The sequence below is a fragment of the Moraxella sp. genome (assembly GCF_024227015.1).
Classification (GTDB): Bacteria; Pseudomonadota; Gammaproteobacteria; order Pseudomonadales; family Moraxellaceae; genus Moraxella.
This window is the reverse complement of sequence record NZ_JAAELD010000297.1, coordinates 1-581: the sequence shown is the minus strand read 5'-3', so window position 1 is coordinate 581 and position 581 is coordinate 1. Positions and strand designations below refer to the sequence as shown.

Sequence of the window (581 nt, the reverse complement as noted above, 5' to 3'; positions counted from 1 at the left end):
GTCGATTTTTCGTAGCGGGATTATTAAACTTGTCAACCGATAAGGTCAATAGAGATTTATCGTAGTTTTCTGGCACTTTTGATACAGCAACCTATGATAGATTTTTAAATTTGTAACGAAGACTTACAGTGCCTTTAAATCAGTTAAACTGAAGAAAAGGCGTAATAATAAGAGGAGACCACCATGGCGACACAGGCAACAGACATCGGCGAGCTTGACATTACCGATGAATTAATCGCAGAGCGGCGCGCCGAAAAACCTGGTGAAACACCAGAGGACATGACGCCATGGCAGCGTCCTATAACCGCTTTTATTGATGTGCTAAATCTATGGATGGGGCGCATCATATGCTTGGCCATTATCCCTCTAGTGGCTGTGATGGTGATCGAAGTATTTTCCCGAGGCATGTTTGCTTTACTGGTTTCTTATGATTTGGGCGACTTGGCTCGTGCGGTAAACTTGGGACCCACCGTTTGGGTCTATGACGTCAGTCGCATGCTTGGAGGGGTGATATTTATGGCCGCATCAGGCTATGCCTTAATGCGCGGTGTGCATATTCGGGCAGATTTTATCTAGATCGG

General features: G+C 45.4%; 1 protein-coding gene. It reads left to right on the top strand.

Annotated features, from left to right (window positions below; genetic code table 11):
* The first annotated feature begins 183 nt into the window (after positions 1 to 183).
* Entirely contained in the window at positions 184 to 576 is a 393-nt protein-coding gene (locus tag GY683_RS06895; protein WP_297288035.1) for a hypothetical protein, read from the top strand.
* Positions 577 to 581 lie beyond the last annotated feature (5 nt).